Genomic DNA, 20,908 nt, shown 5'->3' on the forward strand with positions numbered 1-20,908 from the left:
TACCCGTCACATTTTAACAACCTGATGACCGTATCTTTGCCGGATGATTAAAACCGGATTGGTATTATCGGGCGGAGGGGCGCGTGCTATAGCGCATCTGGGCGTGCTTCAGGGAATGCGAGAGGTGGGTATTGAGCCGGCCTGCATATCCGGGGTTAGTGCCGGGGCTATTATCGGCGCCTTGTATGCGGCTGACTACACGCCTTTGCAGATAATGGATATGATCAAAGAATATTCGTCGTCAAGTCTGGCCAAAATGATGCTTTTACCCGGAGGGCTTTTTTCGGCTGCCGGCCTTAAAAAGATACTCCGGTCTGTAATTGACAAAGACAGCTTCGAAGCACTCCGTATTCCTTTGTTCGTAACCACCACGGACATTATTAGCGGCACATCCGTAACATTTTCACAGGGACAGCTTTTTGACGTAGTGGTCGGCTCATCATCGGTCCCTGCCATGTTTTCCCCGGTAAAGCACGGGGGGTATTATTTGGTTGACGGTGGGGTCCTTAATAATTTCCCTGTCGAATGCCTGACAGGCCATTGCGACAGGATCATTGGCAGTCATGTTAATAAGCTTTACCCCCTGAAGCCAAAGCAGCTTGGCCGCCTGAAAGTCTTGGAACGATGTTTCCATTTGGCTATTGCCCATACCGTAAAAAGAAACAGCAGCTCTGTTGATCTTTTAATTGAACCCCAACTTGCTAAATACGGCATGTTTGAAATGAAGTTCGCCCGCCAGATTTTTGAAGCAGGATACAGCTCTCTTATGGCGAATGAAGAATTGCTTTTATCATGGAAATAAGCGGGCATCCGGCAGGAGCAGCGGCTGGCCATGATCAGGTAAAGGAATAGCGCATCTCTTAGCGGCCTGATGGTTCGCAAATATTTCAGGCAGGCCATCCTTAACGATCCTTCTGTATCCTTATCCGGTCGGCTTATGCGGCATTGAAAGAATCCTTAATTAAAAGGTGCCCCGGCTTTATTGTTGATAAGCGCCAGGCACTGATCCGCAATTTCGAGCTCCTCATTTGTCGGAATAACCAGGACTTTGGTACCGGATTCTACCGCGCTGATGTCTAAGAAGCCTCCTGCCGGTTGCCTGTTTTTTGTCTCCTCTATGCTGATCCCGAAATACCGCATATCCTTACATACCAGTTCTCGTACCAGGCTGTCGTTTTCGCCGACACCGGCTGTAAAAACGATCGCATCCAATCCTTCCAGCGCCGCCGCATAGGATCCGATATATTTCCTGATGCGGTAGGCATACATTTCATAAGCAAGTTTGGCAGCTTCGCTGCCTTCATCCAGCATCTTTCTGATATACCGCATATCGCTCTGGCCGGTAAGCCCAAACATTCCGCTCTGTTTATTCAGCAGTTCTGTTAAACGCTCTGCCGTATAACCCTGTTCAGTCATCAGGTACAAGAGTACCGAAGCATCGATATTTCCGCATCGCGTACCCATTATCAAACCATCCAAAGGGGTAAGGCCCATGCTGGTCTCGACACACACGCCCGCTTTTATAGCCGCCATACTGCAGCCATTGCCCAGGTGTATGGTAATTAATTTTGCATCCGGCTTTTTTAGATATTTCATGGCCTGCCCGGCAACATATTTATGGCTTATGCCGTGAAACCCGTACACCCTTATACCGTAATTCTTATAAAACACATCGGGTACAGCATATCGGAAAGCTTTTTCGGGCATGGTTTGATGAAAGGCGGTATCGAACACCGCGATTTGCGTAGCCCGTTTAAATATTTTTTCTGCCACCTCGATACCTTTCAAATGGCCGGGGTTATGTAGCGGGGCCAAAGGGAACAGTTTCTTGATCTCATCTTTTACCCGGGGGGTGATCACCGTCGTTTGTGTAAGCGTTTCTCCACCATGTACAATCCTGTGCCCTACAATATCGATTTCATCCGGGTTTTGTAATACACCTGTTCCCGGGGCTGTTAACAGCCTGCCCGTTTCCAACATGCCTTCTTCATGGGTGGCAATGTTCGCGCTGATCTTTGTGACCTGTTCTGTTCCGCCTGTATAAGTTTTATGAGTAATTACAGCGTCGGGCAAACCTATTCTTTCTATTAACCCGCTGCAAACCGGTTGGGATAACGGTGTCTGGAATAACTGATATTTGATGGAGCTGCTACCCGAGTTGATCACGAAAATATTCATATATAATTTAAGTTTACAGGATATACTATTGGTCCTGGCTTTGAATGGCTGTAATAATTACGGTATTAAAGATGTCATCAACGGTGCATCCCCTGCTAAGATCATTCACCGGCTTGTTTAACCCCTGCAGCATCGGGCCAATAGCCAGGGCGCCCGTTTCGCGCTGAACTGCTTTATAAGTATTATTACCGGTGTTCAGATCAGGGAAGATAAGTATGCTTGCCTGCCCGGCCACTTCTGAACCCGGCATTTTCTGTTTGCCTATGATGGGATCAACTGCTGCATCATATTGTATAGGGCCTTCCACTTTCAGGTCGGGCCTTTTTTCTTTTATCAGCAAGGTCGCTCGCCGCACTTTTTCGACGTCCTCGCCGCTTCCCGACGTGCCTGAAGAGTACGAAAGCATCGCAATGCGCGGTTCTATGCCAAAGCGCATGCCGTTATCGGCTGATGAAATAGCGATCTCCGCCAGCTCTTCGGCAGTAGGGTTGGGGTTTACTGCGCAATCGCCGAAAACCGAAACCCTGTCTGCGAGGCACATGAAAAATATGGAAGATACGGTATGAATACCGGGTTTGGTTTTGATGAACTGCAATGCCGGCCGTATGGTATGCTGGGTGGTATGATTGGCGCCCGATACCATGCCATCCGCATGGCCCTTGTAAACCATCATGGTTCCAAAATAAGATACGTCAGTCATCAGGTCCCTGGCCATTTCCATCGTCAGGTTTTTTTCTTTGCGTAATTCATACAAGGTTTCCACGTAATCATGGTAGTATTCTGCATTCGCCGGATCGATGATCCGCACCCTGTCCATGTCAATACTTAAGCCCAGCCGCTTAAATGATGCCGCGATATCATAAGGGTTTCCTAATAAAGTTAGCGTCACAACCTGTTGCGCTATCAGCCTTGCTGCGGCCATCAGTATCCGGTCATCGTTAGCTTCCGGCAAAACGATATTTTTAATTTGCCGCTTTGCCCATTTGCTCAGCTGGTATTGAAACATATGAGGGGTAATGGCATCGGACCGGTAAGTAACGATCTTTTTGTCTAACGCGCTTATATCAATAAAGCGGTTGAACATATCTATGGCCAGTTGGATTTTTTTTACGTTGTCCGGCGTTATCCTGGCCTTTACGGCTGCTATCTGATTAATGGTTTCAAAGGTACCGGTAGTTACAGCCATGATCGGCATAACATTTTGAAGGCCCCTGAGCAGCCTCATCACCGGCTCCTCCGGCTCAATTCCGGCCGTAAGCACAATGCCGGCAATTTTAGGGTAGCTGGAGGAAAGATTTACCTGTAAGGAACTGATAATAATATCGCCCCGGTCTCCTGGCGTAACGATGAGAACGTTTTCTTTAATATAATTTAAAAAATTTGGAACCTGCATCGCACCGGTAACAAAGTTGTCTACCTGGTTGGAGAGAAAAGTTTCGCCGAAGAGTAGTTTTGCATTCAGGTTCTCACAGATGTCCTTGATATTCGGATTCTTCAGCGCGAGATCTGCGGGAATAACAGCAGAAATTATATCAGCTGGCAGCTGAGCACTTAACAGGTCCCTTATATCCTCTACCTGCTCCGGCTGTATTTTATTCGCAATGATGGCTAAGACCTGTATATCTCTTGCCTGAAAGGTGCGCAGGAAGTTGAGACAGTCCTGTATGACCTGCGCTGTGGTTTTATTCTCTCCCGAAACAACCAATATCGCCGGGGCATTCAGGTTACGGGCGATAAGCATATTCGTTTCAAATTCAAATGCTGTTCCCTGGCCCACAAAGTCGCTGCCTTCCATAACCGTAAAATCAAACTGGTCCTCCAGTTTTTTAAATTTGCCGATAATGGTATCGATCATTTCGCCCTGGCTTTGTTCTTTAAGGTGCTGCATCGCCTCTTCTCTTGTAAAAGCATAGGCGTCTTCAAATTTCAACGGAAGTTGAAAATGAGAAATAATGGTCTGGATATGAAAATCTTTCTGCAGCTTCGGGTCGTAATTGATAACCGGTTTAAAATAGCCTATTTTTTGTGCCTTGCCAAGCAACATATCTACCAGACCCAGTGCAATGACTGATTTGCCGCTGTAAGCCTCGGCGGAGGCTATAAAAATCGTTTTATTCAAATCTTAAATTTTATTATGTTTCTCAAAAATTCCCGTACCGTTCCTATCCCAGCAAATAACCTTTTTTAAGATCTTCCAGCTCATCAAGTGCTTTTTTATTCTTTTTATCCAAAAGACAGTAATCTTCAATCAATGACATCCCGATCACCGGAGCTTTATCAACAATTAATGGTTCCAGTTTGTTCATGAAATTTACCACCTCAGTCGCTAAAGTGCCCTGATTGATTTCGGCGCGGTCAAGTCTGTCTATAAAAACTTCAGCCCCTTCAGGTAGTTGCAAAGCTGGTAAATGAAGCGGGTTTTTTGTCAACTGCTCTTTTAAAAAGATCAGCTTTTCGTTCATGAACGTCATGTCTGACATCCACCTTTTCCCGGTCAGATATAACTCTTGTAGTTCGAATTCGAGTTCCTGGTCTGTTGTTGCTGGTTTCATAACTTTTGATTTTTACCAAATATCGTCATGGGACTGTCCCGGAAAAGTAAGCCGGTCACTTTAATATGTGATATTAGTCAAGTTTAATATAATAAAGGTGGTTCATTGTTAAAGCGGAACGATCTCAAGCAGATAAAAAGCGCCACTTTTATCTGCCTTTGGGAGAGTTGTCTGGGTGAGGGTGCCTGGGACTGCGGGTAATGGTGAATTCTTCCTGGTGTGTGAAATTTCTGCCTTCATATTCCCAATCCAATACTAATTTCCAACTGCCTTTTTCACAATCTGAAACCGGTATCTCCAGGAGATTGTTCTCCGCACTCGCAACCTTTAAATTACGGCACTCGACACCCTTGCATGATAATGGAACCAGGCGTGCGTGACCGTTAACAGGGTGGCTGAAACGAAATTGTATAGTTTTCATGATACGATGTGCAATCACTGATCAAGTATTAAAATTATGAAACCGGATTTATTCTAAAAATGACCGTGGTCACTTTTACCTGATATTGATGGTTAATTTGTTTACGTGCATGCAGCGTTCAGACGACAAGCTGTTCACATTTATTCGCAGAAACCTTCTTTACGCTCCGGCTCATAGTGTTTTAAATCAATCCGCCCAGTGATCCCTGTCATTATTTAGATGGCCCGTAGTTGTCAAATTTGCTTAATCAATATGATGATCATGAAAAAGCTATCGAATATTAATATAAGTTATAAGTCAATACGGACCGCTAATACAATTTTGTTATTATGCTTGTTTTTTACCGTTTTGATGCTGGCTGTCGTCACTGCGAGCGGGAAATCCGTTCCTGCCTTATCAGAAGAACAGAAAGAAAACAAACTTTCTGTTGAGATTCAAAAGCAACTTGCCCAAGGGGTCGGAGAAATGAACTTTCCGATATCGGCAAAAAAGCTCTATACACAGCGAAAGTTCAAAGAAATATGGTTAAACCCTGAGAACGGCGCTAAGCAGACTTGGGATGCTATGCTGATGATTGACTGTGTACTGCAATACGGGCTGAACCATAACGATTTTCATCCCAATGAACTTCTTTACAGTACGCTTCACGATATACTTGAGCGTCCCAATACTATCGCGATTGAAAGCCAGGCCCGGTTCGATATCATACTCACCGATGCCATGTTGACCTTTGTGAATTATCTTCATTATGGCAAATTTAACCCCCAATTCCCGCCGGGTAAACTTGACCGGTATGACCTGCCGGTTTTTTCCGCGATCAATCACTTGAAAGCCTCGTTAGCTGCAAAAGAGTTCCAGCAGCATATTCTCGCGGCTCAGCCGCAGGCAACTGCCTACCGGAATCTCCAGCATCAACTTTACCTTTATACCGGACTATATGCCGGCGATTGTTATGAAATTCCCGAATCGGACATTCGTAAGGTAGCGATGAATATGGAACGTCTGCGTTGGGCAGATAGTAACGAGAAGTATGCGATCCAAATAAATATCCCTTCATTTTTATTGCAGTTTTATCATTCCGGAATCATTGACAGCTTTAAGGTTATTGTGGGCAAACCTGCTGCGGCAACACCAACAGCCATGACCAGTATAGCATCTTTTACCATTGCGCCGGAAAAGGCGGTTTCAGCAAAAATATTCACCGGTAAAATATTACCGGAAGCGATCAGAAACGCTGACTATCTCAAACAGCATCATTACCTGATTTACAACGACGCCGGCCAATTATTAAGGCCTAATACGCCCTACCTGATCAAAATAAAAGAACACTCGCACAGGTACCTCGCCAAACAAACATATGCCTGTGGCGAACCCTTAGGCATTGCCGCCTTTCCTTTTAGGAGCCTGAGCAAGATTTCTATGCATGGCGTATCAAAGACAAGCCTTTTTAACAGGGAAAACAGAGCGCTGAGTAACGGATGCATTAAGATTAAAGACCCTGCACGGCTGGCAGCACTGTTATATGCTTCTGGTCATCCTCAAAACAAATCTGTACTGAACCAGGCAATCGCAGCACGCCAAACCAGGACCTTTTACCTCAAAGATCCTATCGGCGTTCGCATTACCTACCTGACCTGCGAGGTCAAAGACGGTGAGCTCATTACTTATAATGATGTCTACAATCTGGATAAAACGCTGGAAGCCGCGATGTACGGGTCAGTACAGCCCTCTTTAGCCAAGAAATAAGTAACACGGACTACATGAAAACGGACCGTCGCAGAATTGTCTTTACCCGGCTGTTCCAGTCGCCTGTACTGGCATAGCCAATTTACCTGCCTTGCAGGTGTTTTGAACGAGGATTCTCATATATCCGGGAAAATAAGGAGCGGCAATTTTTGGGCGTCTATAATTACCTTGCAGCGGCTTCGGAAAAAGATATTCCACAGGCAAGAATGTTTTCTGTAAACCATGGCCATAATATTTGCTTTGACAAGTTCGTTGAGCTTATCAATTTCTGCTACTATGTTATCGCCCCTTAAATTGCGATAAGATACATTTTGCAGTTGCAGCGCTGCCAGGCGGGACATAAAGTTAGCGACAATGTTGTCTTCCCTGAAATCGGCAATGAATACAGGTTTTGACACATGGGCGACGGTTATATGAAGAGTTAGCGCGTTGAATAGGCTGCGAAATTTTACAATGGTCTTGAGATCGCCCAAAGAAAGATCTGTAAGGAAAGTGAACACTTCAAAATTTATGCCCTTGATGTCTTTTGGGACAATCAATACCGGGCACCCTGCTTTTTTCATCACGTCTTTGGTGTCGGAGCCAAACAAAAAGTCATTTACCGATTTATCCCGCCCGCCCATAATAACAAGGTCCACCTTCCTGTTTTTCACTACAGAGCCGATGTTGTTACCTACCGGGCCTTCTGCCATGATCGTCCTTATGGTCAGTGTGCTTGTTTTATTGGCCAGCAGCGAAGCCAGGCGAACCTTCTCGCCTGCCAGATCAGCTTTGAAATCTCTCCGAAGTGCCGCATTTTCTTCATCAGGCCAGTTACCTGCTTCAGCCGTTGATAAAACAGGCAAGGGTGCCGGGTAGGCATTTAAAAGCAGTAGGTTCGCGTTTAGCTTACAGGCAAAATCAAGCGCGATATTGGCGGCATTTCCGGCATTATCTGAAAAGTCGGTTAGTATCAGGATGGTTTTCATAAAAGTCGTTTTTCCCGGTAAAAGTGCCTTAAAAAACGCTCGCGTTGAATGACGATGATCACTAAAATATTTGTTTATAAATGATACAGGTCATTCTGTGGGAAAGATTTTTTAATATAATTTGTATAAGCTATTTAAAATCAAAACCATGAAGACAATACTGGTGCCTACAGATTTTTCACCAGCTGCATTTAATGCGGCTAAGTACGCCTTACACCTGGCCGGGAAAGTAAAGGCCGGGATAAAACTTTGTACCGCGCTTAAAGTCCCGGCAGAGTCCGTATTAGCGGCACAGGTTGCCTGGCCACTGGAAGACTTTGATTCGCTCAAGAAAAATGCGGAGAAGGAATTTGAAATTCTCACCAAACAGCTGCTAAAGGGTCTAAAAGGTGCGCCCGGTCAGCCGCAGATCACTAAAAATATTGGTGTAGGCGAGCTAACGGACTATGTGCGGAATATGGTGGCTGAACACCGGATCAGCCTGGTGGTAATGGGAATGTCCGGGGCCGGCGCCCTTAGCCGTTTTTTTTTAGGAAGCAACAGTAAGGAAATGATCGCGAGGGCTGATTTTCCGCTGATGCTTGTGCCGGAAAACGTTAAATATGTTCCTATAAAGAAAATCGCCTTTGCGACGGACTTAAGTCCGGGGGATATAGACATCATTCATGCTCTTTCCGGCTGGGCACGCGTTTACAATGCCGAGATCCTCATTAGCCACGTTACAGATTATGATGATGAATATATAGGAGACCGTACAAAAATTGATAATTTTTTAAATGATGTGTCGGGTAAAGTTGATTACCCCAATATTTACTACCGGGATATTGAAAGCAGGAGTGTTAACAGGGGGTTGACCTGGCTGGCTGAAGAGGGCCAATCAGATCTGTTAGTAATGGTGCACCGGGGCAAAACTTTTTTAAACGACCTTTTCAATCCAAGCCATACACAGCGGCTCGCCAAAGATATTAATTTACCGCTGCTGGTATTTCCCAGTCATTATGACCAGGCATTTCTATAAATAAGAGGAATGGTATCGGCTTTGAGAGACGACAATGATTCCGGGTTTTATCCCGGATCGGAGCAGGCAAATTACAAAATCAGGAGCTATACAAAAGGATAGGTGCTGCTTATCGGAACGATAAGCAGCACTTTATTAATTGGTCCATTTCCAGTTTTTGATCTCCGGCAGATCATCCAGGTTAGCGCAAATATACGCGGCATGCTCCTTTAACTTACCTTCACAATAGCTGATGAAAGCATCTGCCTGCTGATGCATGTGCGGTACCCTTTTTACTGCCTCCATGGCGAGATGATATCTGCTCATTTTGTTGAGTACAACCATATCGAAAGGTGTTGTGGTGGTACCTTCTTCCATATAGCCCCTCACATGGAAGCGGGCCGGATCAGGACGTCCGTGGATCAGGTCGTGAATGATCCGCACATAGCCATGAAAAGCGAAAATGACAGGCGCTGTATTGGTAAATAGCGTGTTGAAGAGTTCATCGCTCATTCCATGCGGATGGTAGGCAACGGGGGAAAGGGACATCAGGTCCATTACATTCACCAGTCGCACCTTCAGCTCCGGCATATATTGCTTTAGTATCCATGCCGCCGCAACCGCCTCCAGTGTCGGCACATCGCCCGCGCAACCAAGAATAACGTCGGGTTGTTCATTTGCCATATTGCCGGCCCATTTCCATTCGGAAGCCCCGAGGGCGCAATGGTCGATCGCTTCCGGCATAGTTAGCCATTGTAATTCCGGCTGTTTGCCGGCAATCACCACATTAACATAATCTTTACTTCGCAGGCAATGATCCATGACAGACAAAAGGGTGTTGGCATCCGGTGGTAAATAGATCCGTACAACAGCGCTCTTTTTATTAACGACCGTATCGATGAAACCCGGTCCCTGATGGCTGTAGCCATTATTGTCCTGCCGCCATACATGAGAGGTCAGTAAATAATTGAGCGAAGCCACCGGCTTACGCCAGGGCAGCCCATGCGCCGTTTTGAGCCATTTGGCGTGCTGGCTCACCATGGAATCGACGATAGTTACAAAAGCTTCATAGCAGGGAAAAAGGCCGTGCCTGCCGGTTAAAAGATAACCTTCCAGCCAGCCTTCGCATAAGTGTTCGCTGAGCACCTCCATTACACGGCCGTCATTTGCAAGCTTATCATCGGCAGGGTTAATGGTCTGCATACTGCAGCGGTTAGTCACTTCAAATACGGCTTCCAGCCGGTTAGAGGTGGTCTCATCCGGGCAAAATAAGCGGAAGTTGTTTGTTTCCTGATTGAGTGAAAATACATCGCGTAGATATTTACCGAGGTTGCGGGTGCTTTCTGCTTCTGTTACACCGGGAGCTGTCAGTGATACAGCATATTTTCTGAATTCCGGTAAGTGAAGCTCTTTTAGCAGAAGCCCCCCGTTTGCATAGGGAAGGGCGCTCATGCGCTTATTGCCTTCGGGTGCCAATGCGGCTAATTCAGGTAATAGTTTACCCTTTTTATCAAAAAGCCTTTCTGGGCGATAACTGAGCATCCAGTCCTCCAAAGCTTTCAGTTTTTTTGGGTCTTCTTTGACGCCTGTTAAAGGCACCTGGTGGGAGCGAAACGTATCTTCGATCGGTATGCCATTCCATTCTTTTGGTCCGGTCCAGCCTTTCGGTGTGCGTAATATAATTATAGGCCATCTGTTGCAGGGCAATGGATTCCCTTGCCGTGCATGGTCCTGTATCAGTTTGATCCTTCTGTAGGCCTCGTCCAGTATGCCTGCCATTTGGCGGTGAACCACCGCAGGATTGTTACCTTCAACAAAAAGCACATCATAACCATGTCCGTTAAATAATTGCTCCAGTTTTATATCGCTCATCCGGGACAGTACCGTTGGTCCGGATATCTTATAGCCATTTAAGTGCAAGATCGGCAGGACCGCTCCATCTCTGACCGGATTCAAAAATGCAATTGATTTCCAGCTGGCTTCCAAAGGCCCTGTTTCTGCTTCACCGTCTCCAACTATACAGGCGACCAGCAGGCCGGGATTATCAAACGCCGCACCAAAGGCATGTACCAGTGAATAGCCGAGTTCTCCCCCTTCATGTATGGACCCGGGGATATCGGCGCTCAGATGACTCGGTATTCCTCCCGGAGTAGAAAACTGGCGGAATAAATGACGCATGCCGCGTTCATCCTGTGTAACGTTCGGATATATTTCGGAGTAGGTTCCTTCCAGGTAGGTGTGCGCGACGACTCCGGGTGCGCCGTGGCCCGGGCCGCAGACATATAAGATATCTGCCCCTGTATTTTTTATCAGGCGGTTAAGGTGAACATAAATAAAGCTCAAACCGGGGGAGGTACCCCAGTGGCCGAGCAGGCGGGGCTTAATGTGTTCCGGTCTTAACGGTTCATTCAGTAGTGGATTATCCTGCAGGTATATCTGGCCCACCGCCAGGTAATTGGCAGCCTGCCAATAGGCGTGAATGTTGTCGATTTCCAGGGAAGTCAAGTTGATCATAATACGTAATAATTATTTATTATTTGAATGATTCGGTCATGAATGCTTTCATTTTTTAAGTCACAGGGCTCCTGTAAAGTTCGCCAAAGAAACGGGGGCGTAACAGGATCCTGGTCACCAATAAATGTGTTTGTCATCAATGCCAATATTGATATTAATCACTTCTTATTGTGCCCGTCGTCACCGGTTGTTTATATGTTTTGAAGGATATTCGCATTAGTGAACTTCTTTGAAAGGAGGCTGCGATTGTTGTCAATGACACTGCGTATATGAATTGATGCCATCGGCAATAATTTTGATGGGGCCAGCATTTACCGCAGCCGGCAAATGACTGTGAAAAATTTAAAATAACTGATTGTATATTAAAATGACAAATTATGGAAAAGATACTTGTAACGACAGACCAATCGGATAATTCAAAGGCAGCTATCAGATATGCCATTAAGCTGGCAGAAGCCAGAAATGCGGAACTGGTAGTGCTGCACGTTTACCACTTATTGAAACCCTTTAAATGGTCTGAACATCAGTACGAACAGTATACCCAAACCTTTAAAGACAAAACTATAGCCGAATTAAGCGCATTCATAAAGGCTGTATACAATGGAATGGATGAGCCGAAAATTAATTATAAACTGGCATTATACGATCATGTGGATGTTACAGATGGAATAGCTGAATATGCCAGGGCTCATCAATGTTCTTACATCTGTATAAGTACCCGCGGTGCCGGTGCCGTCGAAAAATTGTTTGGCACCCATACAAGCGGGCTGATCAGCAGGTCCGAAGTGCCGGTATTATGCATACCCAGCACCTGTCATTTGAAAGACTTAAATCACATATTGTACGCAACCGACATGACTGATTATAAGAATGAGCTGGAAAAGATAGTTGATTTTGCCAGGCCTCTCCATGCCTCGGTAGAGATGATGCATGTATCTTACCTCTATGAATTTGTGTTTGATAAACAATTGATGGAGGCATCCTTAAAAAAACAAGTGAATTACACTGTCAGCATCCATAACCGTAAAAGGGATATAACCAATGCTTTATTGGAAGATATTGATGCGGCCGTTAAGTTAAGCAGGCCATCCTTATTAGTGCTTTTTACCCACCATTCAAGGTCTGTATTTGATAAGCTGTTATTTGATAGTAATGCCGAAAAATATTCATTTTACGGCAAGGTTCCGCTTTTAACGTTTAACAAAAGGCCCGGAAAGTAAAGCGAGATAGCTCATGTAGATCAATCATCACCCCGGGCGCTTATCACTTCCGGTATATTTAATTTACTATGGCCATTCCATATCCGCTGAAAGATGCATATCGCTTAACTGCTGAGGAGGTAATCCAAATAATCCGCACGGATAGATCTACAGGATTGAGCCAACGGGAAGCGTTGAAACGTATTAAAATATTTGGCCCGAATAGTTATCAAACCCGGCGCCAGAAAAGTTGGCGGCTTATCCTGGCGGAGCAGTTTACCGGCCCCATCGTATATCTGTTGATCTTTGGTGCGGCGATATCCTTATATTTTAAAGATATGTTAGACGCTGTTGCCATAGCGTCCGTTATCCTGATCAATGCATTTATCGGGTTCGTAATGGAGCTGCAGGCGCGCAGTTCTATGAATGCACTAAAAAAAATGGATGTTACCATTACCAGGGTAATTCGTGACGGGCAGCTACTAAATATACCGTCAGAGCAACTGGTGCCCGGAGATGTCATGAAACTTGAGGCCGGTGACATCGTGCCCGCGGATGGCCGTTTAATAGAATTACATCAATTGCAATGTGACGAAGCTTCCCTTACCGGTGAGTCATTTCCGGCTGTTAAGCAAGCCGGGGAAATAGTCGGAGACGCCCCTTTGGGCGACCGTCATAATATGGTATTTAAGGGTACATCGGTGGTAAACGGGAATGCGACAGCGGTAGTAACCGGTACCGGAGCCGCTACTGAACTGGGTACAATTACGTCATTGGTTGAAAGTTCACCCGAAACTGCCACGCCACTTGACAAAAAATTGAATGGTTTAAGCCGAAAACTGATCGGAATCACGCTCGCCATGACCGGGGTGTTCGCGGTTACCGGCGTTATTCAGGGAAAAAAGGCACTGCTCATCATAGAGACCTCGATTGCCCTGGCTGTGGCAGCTATACCTGAAGGGTTACCAATAGTGGCAACTGTTGCCTTATCCCATGGTATGCTGCTGATGGCCCGGCGCAATGCTATTGTGAAGAAGCTGTCGGCGGTGGAGACGCTTGGAAGTACAAGCGTAATATTGACAGACAAAACGGGCACGTTGACAGAAAATACCATATCTGCCGATACTTTTGTCTTTCCGGAGGAGACCATCAGAATAGGTATAACGGATAAAGTCTCGTTCCTTCATCATGGTGAAACGCAAAACAGCAGCGAAAACTTAGAAAAGCTGTTACTGGCCGGCTATTTATGTAATAACGCCGTAGCTACAAAATCAGGGCCGGATGACGGGGAAAAGCACTACTCCGGCGACCCGGTTGAAATAGCTCTTTTGAAATTAGCAAATGCAGCCAAATTAAATACCGCAGAATTAAGCAAAGCCTACCAGCGTATTGGAGAGGTTCCGTTTAGTTCCGATATCATGATGATGGGTACCCTTCACCGAAACCCGACCGGGTATTTTGTAGCCGCCAAAGGTTCTGTTGAGCACCTGCTGCAGAAGTGTAGCAGGGTGCAGCTGGGCCCGGTTATTCATAAGCTGGATGAAACCAGGCGAAGCCAGATCCTTCAGCAATCAGCAGATATGGCTGATGACGGCCTCCGGGTCCTTGCTTTCGCTTATAAAGCAGGCCTCGAAAAAAATGACGAGAGCAGTTTTTTTAACGATCTGGTGTACCTGGGTATGATGGGCTTTCTTGATCCGCCCCGGATGGATATCAGGGCCGCCATAACTGCATGCAGAAACGCGGGCATAAAAGTGGTGATGATTACCGGGGATCACCCGCGCACCGCGCTTCATATTGCCAGGAAAGTTGGTTTGATAGACGAGCATGATAAAAACGTTATCACAGGGAAGGAGTTACCCCAAACGGAGGACTTAACGGATGAATGGAAGCAAAGGATCTTATCTACAGCAGTTTTCGCCCGTACAAGCCCCAAACAGAAATTGGACATAGCGGTTATTTTTCAAAAATCCGGGCAGATCGTAGCCATGACAGGTGACGGGATAAATGATGCACCCGCGTTGAAAAAAGCCGATGTAAGTATCGCCATGGGCATGAGGGGAACCGATGTGGCAAAAGAGACGGCCAGTATCATATTAAAGGATGACTCATTTACCTCAATTGCGGAGGCGGTATCACATGGGCGTGAAATATTCAGGAATATACAAAAATTTGTCATTTATCTGTTATCCTGTAATTTAAGTGAAATATTTATAGTGACTATTTTAGGTATCATTACACCGGCATCTACCTTATTACCCTTACAGATTCTCTTTTTGAATATGCTGACGGATATCTTTCCTGCATTAGCTCTTGGGCTGGGTACGGGTGACAAAACGGTGATGCAGGGCGGTCCCAGAGACCCCAAAAAAGATATTGTTACTGACAGAACCTGGCTGGTTATCGCCTTATACGCAGCTGTGATGACGCTTTCCGTAACCATAGCCGTATTATATTGCAGATATTTAATTACTGATGACAGCCAGCTGCTCAATAATACGGCATTCGTTACCCTGACCTTTGGTCAGCTTTTTCATGTCTTTAATATGTCTTCCCTGCGTTCGGACCCGGTGTGTAACGAAATCACCTTAAACAAGTTTGTATGGCTTGCATTGCTTTTGTGTGCCGCCATTGTTGTTTTGGTCTTTAATGTAGAACAACTTCGTCTCGTATTAAGCTTGAGCATTCTGCCTTTTAAAATATGGCTGGTTTCGATTATCGCCAGTTTATTGCCGCTCTTAACGATTCAGTCCTGCCGCCTTATAGCAGCAAACCGTAAGAAGAAGAGCTGAATTATCCTGCTTTGATCGGGCTTTTTACAGGTCGCTCATCGCCAAGCAAATAGCCCCATTGTTTGTATTGGACAGAATGATCAAATACGATTTTTAAAACGGATAGGACGGGCATCGCCAGAAACATGCCCGATAGACCAGCCATTGAACCCGCAGCGATGATTCCTACTATGGATGCAAGCGGGTTGATCTTTACCTGTGAACCCACAATCCTGGGCATGAGGATGTTATTATCTAATAACTGTACAAAAGTTATAGCACCGAGTACAACGAGTATATCGGTAATATTTTCTGATGAAGCTAATGTGATCAAGACTCCCAAAATATTACCAATAAGCGCCCCCAGGTAGGGTATGAGATTTAAAAGAGCAAATAAGAGACCAATAAGCAGCGCATTTTTGATTCCGAACAGCATTAGTACCCCTCCAAGCAGGATAATGATATAAGTGATCTGGATAAGCAGGCCTATAAGATAACTTTTGACGATTTTTTCGGTTTGCCTGATGCTGTCCTCAACATTGTCATGTTCTGTTTTCCTGAACCACATCAAAACAAATTTTAGAAAGACGTTCCGGTACAACAGGATGAGGTAGATATAAACAGGAAGCAGCGCCAAAAAGATCAATGCACCGGATAATGACCCTGCCGCGCCTCTCAGCAGGCTACCCATCGAGCTGAACAGTTTGCTGCTCTGTTCATTGACGAAGTTCAATTGTTCTGCCGGGGAAAGCCCAAATGAATTACTGATCCAGATACTTAAGTTATCTAAGTGTTTGTTTACCGTATGTTGAATTTGCGGAAAATCATCTACAAGCGCACTTACCTGGCTATAAAACAACCACATAATCAATCCCATAAAGACGGTTAATAACAATATGGGCAGGAAAATGGCGATTGCTTCGGGGAACTTCCATTTCCGGAAAAAACGAAATACAGGCAGCAAAACCAGGCTGAAAAAAAACGCCATTATTAAGGGCATTATTACCGTGTTACCCAGCACGACGATAGTACCGGCCAGGAACAAACCTAAAAGCTCGATGGACCGTTTAACGGTTATGGGAAATTCCATAAGTTTATGTTTTAATTGAAAATTATCTTTCGCCGGCTGGAATTTACGGTAAATGATTTAGATTGTAATAAGCCATCTCCATTCCGGCTGCCATCCTGAACGGTGAAAGCGCAGTCAATCTTGTTCGTCAAGTTCAATTCCATCTCCTTTTACGCACATTATTTGAGTAAGATTTCGCATACGCGGTAACAATAACGGGAAGGTAATCATGAATATGTATACACATTGTGAGTAATTTTGCTTAAGGGTTAACGATTTGATAATCAATTAAATATTATAGCAGGCCAGCTGCGGATTCAGTAAATTAGTATTCACATTAAAACTGATTTATCATGAGAACGGTATTGGGTAAATCCCGGTTGCTGCTGCTGATTGGATTCGGCCTGTTCCCCTGTTTGCAGAGCTGTAAAAAAGATCTGGGTATTGCTCCGGAAGCTCCGTTGGGTAATTCTGCAGCAACCGACACCGGGGTAAGGGTGTCCACCTATGCAGGCTCCACCCAGGGCTATGTAGACGGGCCCGTTTCATCGGCCCAATTTATGCTCGCCAGTTACCTGTGCATGGGGCCGGACAGCGCCCTGTACGTGGCTGATGATAATCGCATACGCAAGATTGGCAAAAATGGAGACGTTTCTACTCTCGCAGGAGGGGCAACCAAACCGTCCGGCGAACCTCCGCTTGACGGGACAGGTACGCAGGCGGCCTTCGTGGAGATCGGCTCTATGACTATAGCACCGACAGGACTCATCTATATATCTGAAGGCTTCTATGCGAGAACAGTGAGCCAGCAGGGACAGGTACTTACCCTGGGTTACGGGTTTGGCCCCAATGATGTAGTGTTAGCCGCGGCACCGGACAACACCTTGTATGGCAGCCAAACTGACTATTCTTCTGTCCATGTACCCGTTTCAATCGTCCAGAGAAGGCTGACGGGTGAGGTGATAAGAAGTGAAGCTTTAGAATGGAACCAATATGTTCTTTCCATGATCGTTGCCCGGAATAATGCAATTTACATTTTAGCGTCAACCGCTTCCGGGGACCGGCTTTATAAAATTACCGACAGCAAAATTTACCCGGTAGCACTGGCACCAGTAACACTGGTCAGGCGCGAAAAAGCGACCTACGGGGTTCAGGTTGACGCCATTCAATACAGCGGGGCGTATGATCGCCTGGCTGTAGCCGCCGACGGAACAGTGTATATTGCCGGACAGCACCAGATCTGGAAGGTGACGCCCGGGGGCACACTCTCTATATTGGCCGGCAGCACCGAAGCTGGCTATGAGGATGGCCCCGCCGCGCAAGCCCGCTTCCAGCAGATCTTTGCACTCGAACTGGCCGATAATGATGGCGTGCTGTACGTGAGTGATGACTTCCGCATCCGCAGGATCATGCTGAAATAGTTGTCAACTTAAAACTAATGAACCATGCATATGAAAAGATTTCAATCTCCATCAGGCCTGCTGCTTGCAGGGCTGGTGCTGCTTATAGCGCTGCAGGGCTGCGAGAAGGAAAAGTTGACTGCAGTTTCTTCCGGCCTTCTCTCCGGCGCTGCTGTAACTGCCCCCGGTTCGGCCATGGTTTCCACCTATGCAGGCTGCACACAGGGTTACCTGGACGGGCAGGCCACTAAGGCCATGTTCAATCAGATCAGCCAGTTGGTGAAAGGTCCGGATGGGATACTGTATGTGGCTGATTACAACGTGATCCGCAAGATCACAAACGATGGCGTGGTCTCCACTCTGGCAGGCTGTTATACCAGCACCAGCTCCCGGGACGGCCAGGGCCAAAATGCCTACTTTACGCATATCACCGGTTTGACATTGACGCCGGACAATAGACTTTTTGCGATAGACAGAGAGGCCGATCCGTTTAGTACTTCAAATCTTCAAAGTAAGCTGCGGAAGATCACATTAGATGGTAATGTATATACCCTGACACTATCGCAAACTGGCAACGAATTTACCTTTAATGAGGGCACCCTGGATGCCGGGCCAGATAATTCGCTCTATCTTCTTGTAAACAGAAGCGGCGTTTGGAGGATATATGGCCAAGCGATAGCAGAAAATATTGAATACAGAATTCAGACGATGTCAGGCAACTTTACCTTACAATACAAATCTATTGCTGTGGGTAGAGACAGCGCCGTTTACCTGATGACAACGGGTAACGAAATCTACAAAAAAACATTCAAGGATATAATTAAAAACTATCCTGCGGGAGGGCTATCGTTGTCCAAAACTGTGCCCAGGAGAGTGACTGCCAATACGGTAAAATCGGATACTACCTCCATTTATCGCGATGCGCTGGCCATTGCGGCTGATGGTACCGTGTACTTTACCGATGGGCTGGTAATTCGGGTATTGCAGACCGACGGCAGCGTTTCCCTGCTGGCTGGCAGCACAGCAGGCTATGTGGACGGTCCCGCGGCGCAGGCTAAGTTTGAGAACATCCTGTCGCTGGAGCTGGCCGATAACGATACGGTTCTCTATGTAGCTGACAACTTCCGGATACGAAAAATTACTTTAAATTAAAGAATGGCGGCTTTTGCGGCAGGATGATATCCGGCAGCGTTTCCGGCACGCTGCCTCAGGCCAGCTCCGGTTGGGTTGGCAGCGCCTGGTAGCCTCACTGTACCGTAGCTCAATGGGGCCCGCCGGGGCAATCAAGTAATAACCCGGCAATATTCCCATTAGTTTTATAATTTCACTTTAAGATTTTCCTCCATTAACTGAATAGTCATTAAAAATGATTTAAAGTCATTCTCATTCATTTCTCCCATTCATTTCCCGTTCACAATTTTTACTGCTCTTTCTACCATGGGAATCAAGGTCCCACTGGAACGGTGATCAGGCACAAATAGCACTATTTAGTAGCTGAAATTCTCCTTCAGCCGCTCTGCGGTAATGAGAATCGCAGGGTGAAAGTGGTGCCCTGGCCGGGCCGGCTTTCAAAGCCTACAGATCCGTCCATGAGCGCCACGTACCGGGCGACGATATTCAGTCCCAGACCAGTGCCCTGAATGGTGCCTGTATTCGCTGCCCGAAAAAAGGCGCTGAACAACTGCGGCTGATCCGCTTCCGGGATGCCGATCCCCTGGTCAGCCACGGAAAGGCGGCATTCACCCGGATTAAGCATGGTATCCATGCGAATCAAGGTTCCCTCTTCAGAATATTTGATCGCATTAGAGAGCAGATTGTGCAGGCAATGTTTCAGCAATTGCTGATCGAGCCGGACCAGTTCTGTTGTCCCGGTATGACAGTAGACGAGCCGCTGCCCCCGTTTAGCCAGTAACTGCATTTCGGCCACCGCTTCGCGGCAGAATTCTGCCAGGTCAAATTCTGCCAGCACCGCACTGACCTTTCCTGATTCCAACTTTTCCAGCGAAAGGAAATCACCCAGGACAGCAGTAAGGTCATTGACAGCATTATTGATCTTGACGAGATGTTTTTCGATATGGGGGTTTTGGTAGGGCGATGCATATTTCTCGATCAGCGAAGCGGACAGTTTGATCGTGCTGAGCGGTGTCCGGAATTCATGGGAGGCCATCGAGACAAAGCGGCTTTTGAGCTTTCCCAGCTCCTTTTCTTTTTGCAGGGCCTGATCCAGTTCGCCCGTGCGCCGCGCCACCATCTCTTCGAGATGTGTTGTATAAGACAATATTTGTTCCTCCGCAAGTTTCTGCCGGGTGATATCGCGGGCGATCTTCGAGGCACCGATGATCCTGCCCCGGGCGTCGCGCACTGGGGAAATCGTCAGGGAGATCGGGATAGCCTGTCCCGTTTTTGTCAGGCGGACGGTCTCAAAATGTTCAACTTTTTTACCCTCACTGATGGCCTTGATGATCCGCTTTTCTTCGGCCAGCCGTTCGAGGGGTATGATGAGGCTGATGTGCCGCCCTATCGCCTCGGTGGCTTTATAGCCGAACATCCGCTCCGCACCCCTGTTCCAACTGGTGATACGTCCGTCCAGGTCTTTGGCAACGATCGCGTCATCCGATGATTCAATAATAGCAGCAAGCAGCGCCTGTTCTCTTTCGGAACTCCGTTGCGCAGTGATGTCGCTGAGTGTGTGGATCGCGCCGTCATAAGCTCCGGTCTCGTCACGAATCGCCACGGAAGTGACCAGAATATGGCGGTCCCCGCCGTTAGGCAGCAGAAAGCGGATCTCCTGACGGACACCTTCGGCATGATGCTTGATCCCCTGCGTTACGGGTCTATACCCGGCGTTGATCCGGCGGCCTTCCCGGTCGAATTTTTCCAGGGACGGGTACCAGTCCTTGCTGCCTGTGGAGGGGATGACATCGAATAAAGATGCGGCCGCTGAGTTATATTCCACCAGTTCATCATTTCGGTCGCATATATATACCGCTACCGGAAGGAGCTCGGAATAATCGATCAAAGAGATGCGCTGCACACCCATACCAGGAGTTAAATTGCTTATAAGCTAAATTACAAAACTTATGGGAGTTTAAT

At 46.6% G+C, this 20,908-nt stretch carries 15 protein-coding genes; 7 read left to right on the forward strand and 8 right to left on the reverse strand.

The window, feature by feature from the left end:
- Window positions 1–43 precede the first annotated feature (43 nt).
- Complete coding sequence (locus tag NPE20_RS14455; RefSeq protein WP_256539375.1) at window positions 44–802, forward strand: patatin-like phospholipase family protein; 759 nt, start codon at window positions 44–46, stop codon at window positions 800–802.
- A gap of 155 nt (window positions 803–957) precedes the next feature.
- Here the strand turns inward: NPE20_RS14455 and NPE20_RS14460 are convergent, their stop codons facing one another.
- From NPE20_RS14460 to NPE20_RS14475, 4 genes are all read right to left on the reverse strand, one after another.
- Entirely contained in the window at window positions 958–2,178 is a 1,221-nt protein-coding gene (locus NPE20_RS14460) for an acetate/propionate family kinase (RefSeq protein ID WP_256539376.1), read from the reverse strand.
- Window positions 2,179–2,203: 25 nt separating this feature from the next.
- A complete protein-coding gene (gene pta / locus NPE20_RS14465; RefSeq protein WP_256539377.1) occupies window positions 2,204–4,297 on the reverse strand; it encodes a phosphate acetyltransferase in 2,094 nt (697 codons plus the stop codon).
- A gap of 43 nt (window positions 4,298–4,340) precedes the next feature.
- A complete protein-coding gene (locus NPE20_RS14470) occupies window positions 4,341–4,730 on the reverse strand; it encodes a hypothetical protein (protein ID WP_256539378.1) in 390 nt (129 codons plus the stop codon).
- A gap of 148 nt (window positions 4,731–4,878) precedes the next feature.
- Complete coding sequence (locus NPE20_RS14475; protein WP_256539379.1) at window positions 4,879–5,151, reverse strand: FixH family protein; 273 nt, start codon at window positions 5,149–5,151, stop codon at window positions 4,879–4,881.
- A gap of 261 nt (window positions 5,152–5,412) precedes the next feature.
- Here NPE20_RS14475 and NPE20_RS14480 point away from each other — a divergent pair, with 261 nt between their 5' ends.
- Complete coding sequence (locus NPE20_RS14480; RefSeq protein ID WP_256539380.1) at window positions 5,413–6,897, forward strand: L,D-transpeptidase scaffold domain-containing protein; 1,485 nt, start codon at window positions 5,413–5,415, stop codon at window positions 6,895–6,897.
- Window positions 6,898–7,013: 116 nt separating this feature from the next.
- Here the strand turns inward: NPE20_RS14480 and NPE20_RS14485 are convergent, their stop codons facing one another.
- On the reverse strand, window positions 7,014–7,865 hold the full coding sequence (locus tag NPE20_RS14485; RefSeq protein WP_256539381.1) for a universal stress protein: 852 nt from the start codon (window positions 7,863–7,865) through the stop codon (window positions 7,014–7,016).
- A gap of 148 nt (window positions 7,866–8,013) precedes the next feature.
- Here NPE20_RS14485 and NPE20_RS14490 point away from each other — a divergent pair, with 148 nt between their 5' ends.
- Window positions 8,014–8,883: a universal stress protein gene (locus tag NPE20_RS14490; RefSeq protein ID WP_256539382.1), complete on the forward strand. Its 870-nt coding sequence runs from the start codon at window positions 8,014–8,016 to the stop codon at window positions 8,881–8,883.
- A gap of 135 nt (window positions 8,884–9,018) precedes the next feature.
- Here NPE20_RS14490 and NPE20_RS14495 read toward each other — a convergent pair whose 3' ends face one another.
- Window positions 9,019–11,376, reverse strand: a complete 2,358-nt coding sequence (locus tag NPE20_RS14495; protein ID WP_256539383.1) for a phosphoketolase family protein — start codon at window positions 11,374–11,376, stop codon at window positions 9,019–9,021.
- A gap of 377 nt (window positions 11,377–11,753) precedes the next feature.
- On the opposite strand from NPE20_RS14495, the gene NPE20_RS14500 reads away from it, so the two are divergent.
- Window positions 11,754–12,596 carry a universal stress protein gene (locus NPE20_RS14500; RefSeq protein ID WP_256539384.1) on the forward strand — a complete coding sequence of 281 codons (843 nt, stop codon included), beginning with the start codon at window positions 11,754–11,756 and terminating at the stop codon, window positions 12,594–12,596.
- Window positions 12,597–12,664: 68 nt separating this feature from the next.
- Entirely contained in the window at window positions 12,665–15,367 is a 2,703-nt protein-coding gene (locus tag NPE20_RS14505; RefSeq protein ID WP_256539385.1) for a cation-translocating P-type ATPase, read from the forward strand.
- 1 nt (window position 15,368) lies between these two features.
- Here NPE20_RS14505 and NPE20_RS14510 read toward each other — a convergent pair whose 3' ends face one another.
- Entirely contained in the window at window positions 15,369–16,436 is a 1,068-nt protein-coding gene (locus tag NPE20_RS14510) for an AI-2E family transporter (RefSeq protein ID WP_256539386.1), read from the reverse strand.
- Between the two features lie 722 nt (window positions 16,437–17,158).
- On the opposite strand from NPE20_RS14510, the gene NPE20_RS14515 reads away from it, so the two are divergent.
- Window positions 17,159–17,836 carry an NHL repeat-containing protein gene (locus NPE20_RS14515; protein ID WP_256539387.1) on the forward strand — a complete coding sequence of 226 codons (678 nt, stop codon included), beginning with the start codon at window positions 17,159–17,161 and terminating at the stop codon, window positions 17,834–17,836.
- Window positions 17,837–17,866: 30 nt separating this feature from the next.
- Window positions 17,867–18,967, forward strand: a complete 1,101-nt coding sequence (locus NPE20_RS14520) for an NHL repeat-containing protein (protein WP_256539388.1) — start codon at window positions 17,867–17,869, stop codon at window positions 18,965–18,967.
- Window positions 18,968–19,322: 355 nt separating this feature from the next.
- Here NPE20_RS14520 and NPE20_RS14525 read toward each other — a convergent pair whose 3' ends face one another.
- Window positions 19,323–20,855: a sensor histidine kinase gene (locus NPE20_RS14525; RefSeq protein WP_256539389.1), complete on the reverse strand. Its 1,533-nt coding sequence runs from the start codon at window positions 20,853–20,855 to the stop codon at window positions 19,323–19,325.
- Window positions 20,856–20,908 lie beyond the last annotated feature (53 nt).

The organism is Mucilaginibacter aquariorum, assembly GCF_024498135.1.
Lineage (GTDB): Bacteria > Bacteroidota > Bacteroidia > Sphingobacteriales > Sphingobacteriaceae > Mucilaginibacter > Mucilaginibacter aquariorum.

Excerpts from the sequence above, each read along its gene's own strand:
- NPE20_RS14485 (WP_256539381.1), bottom strand. The coding sequence starts at position 7,865 with ATGAAAACCATCCTGATACTAACCGACTTTTCAGATAATGCCGGAAAT.
- NPE20_RS14480 (WP_256539380.1), top strand. The coding sequence starts at position 5,413 with ATGAAAAAGCTATCGAATATTAATATAAGTTATAAGTCAATACGGACC.
- NPE20_RS14460 (WP_256539376.1), bottom strand. The coding sequence starts at position 2,178 with ATGAATATTTTCGTGATCAACTCGGGTAGCAGCTCCATCAAATATCAG.
- NPE20_RS14510 (WP_256539386.1), bottom strand. The coding sequence starts at position 16,436 with ATGGAATTTCCCATAACCGTTAAACGGTCCATCGAGCTTTTAGGTTTG.
- NPE20_RS14455 (WP_256539375.1), top strand. The coding sequence starts at position 44 with ATGATTAAAACCGGATTGGTATTATCGGGCGGAGGGGCGCGTGCTATA.
- NPE20_RS14520 (WP_256539388.1), top strand. The coding sequence starts at position 17,867 with ATGAAAAGATTTCAATCTCCATCAGGCCTGCTGCTTGCAGGGCTGGTG.
- NPE20_RS14525 (WP_256539389.1), bottom strand. The coding sequence starts at position 20,855 with ATGGGTGTGCAGCGCATCTCTTTGATCGATTATTCCGAGCTCCTTCCG.
- NPE20_RS14500 (WP_256539384.1), top strand. The coding sequence starts at position 11,754 with ATGGAAAAGATACTTGTAACGACAGACCAATCGGATAATTCAAAGGCA.
- NPE20_RS14505 (WP_256539385.1), top strand. The coding sequence starts at position 12,665 with ATGGCCATTCCATATCCGCTGAAAGATGCATATCGCTTAACTGCTGAG.
- NPE20_RS14475 (WP_256539379.1), bottom strand. The coding sequence starts at position 5,151 with ATGAAAACTATACAATTTCGTTTCAGCCACCCTGTTAACGGTCACGCA.
- NPE20_RS14490 (WP_256539382.1), top strand. The coding sequence starts at position 8,014 with ATGAAGACAATACTGGTGCCTACAGATTTTTCACCAGCTGCATTTAAT.
- NPE20_RS14515 (WP_256539387.1), top strand. The coding sequence starts at position 17,159 with ATGACTATAGCACCGACAGGACTCATCTATATATCTGAAGGCTTCTAT.
- NPE20_RS14470 (WP_256539378.1), bottom strand. The coding sequence starts at position 4,730 with ATGAAACCAGCAACAACAGACCAGGAACTCGAATTCGAACTACAAGAG.
- NPE20_RS14495 (WP_256539383.1), bottom strand. The coding sequence starts at position 11,376 with ATGATCAACTTGACTTCCCTGGAAATCGACAACATTCACGCCTATTGG.